Source organism: Streptococcus handemini, from assembly GCF_040984445.1.
In the GTDB taxonomy this organism is placed as follows: Bacteria; Bacillota; Bacilli; order Lactobacillales; family Streptococcaceae; genus Streptococcus; species Streptococcus handemini.
Genome location: NZ_JBFRYH010000108.1, coordinates 1 through 3,024, shown reverse-complemented (window position 1 = coordinate 3,024; position 3,024 = coordinate 1). Strand labels below are relative to the sequence as shown.

3 protein-coding genes are annotated in these 3,024 nt (G+C 35.6%); all 3 read right to left on the bottom strand.

Annotation, left to right across the window (positions count from 1 at the left end; all coding sequences use genetic code 11):
* Positions 1 to 172: 172 nt before the first annotated feature.
* The 3 genes from ABPH35_RS10645 to ABPH35_RS10635 all read right to left on the bottom strand — a co-directional run bounded on the left by ABPH35_RS10645 (position 173) and on the right by ABPH35_RS10635 (position 2,827).
* Positions 173 to 883, bottom strand: a complete 711-nt coding sequence (locus ABPH35_RS10645) for a zonular occludens toxin domain-containing protein (RefSeq protein ID WP_368849821.1) — start codon at positions 881 to 883, stop codon at positions 173 to 175.
* 66 nt (positions 884 to 949) lie between these two features.
* Complete coding sequence (locus ABPH35_RS10640; protein ID WP_368849820.1) at positions 950 to 1,201, bottom strand: hypothetical protein; 252 nt, start codon at positions 1,199 to 1,201, stop codon at positions 950 to 952.
* Positions 1,202 to 1,882: 681 nt separating this feature from the next.
* On the bottom strand, positions 1,883 to 2,827 hold the full coding sequence (locus ABPH35_RS10635; RefSeq protein WP_368849819.1) for a protein rep: 945 nt from the start codon (positions 2,825 to 2,827) through the stop codon (positions 1,883 to 1,885).
* Between the last annotated feature and the right edge of the window lie 197 nt (positions 2,828 to 3,024).

The window sequence follows — 3,024 nt, the reverse complement described above, 5'->3', positions numbered from 1 at the left end:
ATAACACAGGCTTTCAGAAAAAACAAGGTCTTTTTTTGTGCCTAAAAGTCAGTATTATCAAGGGTTTTACCCACTTTTGGGGTCGTTTTTTTGCGTGAGAGTTATTTCCTACTAGTATCAAGATAAGAAGAAACCCACTTCGTGGGTTTCTCAAAGGGGCTTTCAGCCCCTCCTAAACCCCTGATAAGTTCTTTGCTAGTTGCTCAATTTTGGCATAACTATCATACTTATTCCGTAATTTTTGCGTTTGTACAAAATTCTTCCGCCAGAGCCTTCTCAATTTCATTTTAGCTTCTGGTCTGTCACAAACCGCATTATATTCTTCGGCATCAAATGCCTTTGTAAATGTCCAACGTCCCAACAACGTCCGACAATCTACAACCTCAAATGTCTGTTCTCTGAGCTGTTTTACAACACGAGTAAACACTTGTGAAGTACCAACAATCTTTATCCGTTGTTTACGTTGTTGTGTAATCTCCGCAAGAAGTCCTTCCGGAAAAGTTTTCCAAGAAGCAGAATTATATTCATTCTGTATTTCATCAATCGCAAAAATGACACCATCAGTACCATTACGAAGTTCAAAAATTTGCTTCCAGCTAGTCATAGGAAAATCTTCATGAATATAACCAAAATTAGTGCAAATAATCACGTTAGGATACTGTTTTCTCATCCGTTCCAGATATTCAACCATCGCCATTGTTTTTCCAGCTCCTTGGCGACCACAATATAAAGTTAAACCATATTCTCGAAACTCTCGACGATTCTTAATGCGGCTAACTCCATCATGAATCAAATAACCCAGAAAGATGACTATTTTCTGATAAAAAGATTTTTTGGACAAAGTTTCAAAGCGTAGTCCCCCGCTTTTCTTAATATTTTTCATATTTCCTCCGAAAAAGCGCTGCTGCTTGCGTGCAAGCATGCAGACGCTTTTTTTCTCGTCTATATTTTAATTTATAAAGGGAATGCGGTGGACTATCCAATTGATAACCTTAACCGCAAATAAAGTCACATAAAATCCAGAAATGATTCCAAGACAAATGAAAAAATCTGATACCGGTATAATAGCTGAGGCATTATAAAGATAGTCATAAATACTTGCTATACTTTCTGAAATATTACTGAAAAATGTAATAACAGGAAACAAACTGATTAACCATTCCAAAGCACTGATACACATATCTACAAGTCCTTGTATCATATCAATCCTCCGCAACTTTATAAAATCTTCTAAAGAAAAATAAACCAGTCATTAAGTAAAAAAATGCACTCATAAATCTCTTTAAAATAGGACTATATCTCATCACCATAGATCCTTGAACAATCACAACTTGACCAACATTTGGAATAAAAACAGTTAAATCATCAAAATTTCTTTCATTCCCTTTTTGCTTCTAACTTTGGCTTTCTCAGCATCTTATATATTTATTTCACGTTTTCTTGACAATAAGTAACCTGGGACTAAACTTAATAAATCGTCTGTTGGTTGGTCTAATGCCCCACCAACACGATTTCTAGTTTAATCTGTCCCAGCTTATTGTGCAAGAAACTTTCGCGACATAAAACGTTCTCTACTTTTTGTGTTATAATACTACTGCTGTCGGAAAACCGATTGCGACTTTTAGTCGTGAGAGGAGGTGATAGTCTTGAGTTACTTCTACGAGCTCTTACTCAACGTTATGGCGAATGTTGTTGCATACTTCATTTGCAAATGGCTAGACGATGAGGACAATTAGAGATAGCTAGCCTAAAATCACCCGTTAATCTGTAAAGAACGTCAAAAAAGCCCTTGGAACACTTCGACATATTCCAGGGGCTTTGGTGTAGCTTGAGCTACTTCTACGTTCTCTTTATTATACCTTTTCAGAAACTTTTTCGCAAATTATTTAATAAAATAATTCTGTTTCGTTGCGTTCCAAATCGCAACGATTTTTGTTCCCGATGATAAATCGTCTTTTTCATCTGCTGTATGCACTAAATCGCCATTTTCCGCATCATCTAGGGCTAGTTTTTTCTTGATTTCTTTAAATATACCGCCATAACCTAATTGGCGCTTGCGATACAAGCCGTTATATAAATCATCAACAACTTGGGCATTCTCCATACTCAATTCAAAGGGTTTCGTAGGGTATTTTGCGGTTTCCAAAATTGCCCCTTTTAATCCTTTTCCTTGTTCTTTAACCGCTCGAATATCAACCAACGGGATATAATCAACCTTGAGTGATTGCGCCCACATCTGCCCCCAGTCTTCTTGTTTAATATAATCGTTTTTTGATTGAAAATAAGCTGGTCTAACCATCATTAAGACATGGATATGAGGGTGATAGGTATTTTCTAGCTCATTATGAGTTACTTCAACCGAACGAAGATAGCCCAATAAATTTTTCTTAACCTTTGCCCGTCTAAATAATCGGTCAAATGATTGTGTTAAACTTGAAATCGTCTCATTGAGTTCTGATCCTGGAACATTTTTAACAGTTAACGTCAAAAAGAGAAAGCGACCTTTTGGATGTTGGGTCATCGCTTCATCAACTATTCTTGAAGTTTGATAAGAATACTTCATAGACCGCCTCCAGTTACACATTGGACACAATTTATTTTTACAAAAATAAGTTTGATACAATTTCAATTTCCCATCTGGTTGCCGAATAAATTTTAATACATCACCACAAGAACCTACTCGCTCAACCAAACTATCTTTATAATTCAATTCTTGAAAAATATCGGCTAACTTCAAACTCAAAATCTTACGACCTCGCCAATTCCTATCTTTCCCTTTTTTATTTTTATCGACAAGTATTTGCCCTTGATTTTGTACCTCTTCCATGCTATAATAATCCTATCTAGATATAAAATACAAAAAGTCCTTGTATCTACAATAAGCCTTTCTAATAATTTTTTATTGAACAACTAAATTATAACACAGGCTTTCAGAAAAAACAAGGTCTTTTTTTGTGCCTAAAAGTCAGTATTATCAAGGGTTTTACCCACTTTTGGGGTCGTTTTTTTGCGTGAGAGTTATTT

Coding starts and splice junctions, on each gene's coding strand:
- ABPH35_RS10645 (WP_368849821.1), bottom strand. CDS start 883: ATGAAAAATATTAAGAAAAGCGGGGGACTACGCTTTGAAACTTTGTCC.
- ABPH35_RS10640 (WP_368849820.1), bottom strand. CDS start 1,201: ATGATACAAGGACTTGTAGATATGTGTATCAGTGCTTTGGAATGGTTA.
- ABPH35_RS10635 (WP_368849819.1), bottom strand. CDS start 2,827: ATGGAAGAGGTACAAAATCAAGGGCAAATACTTGTCGATAAAAATAAA.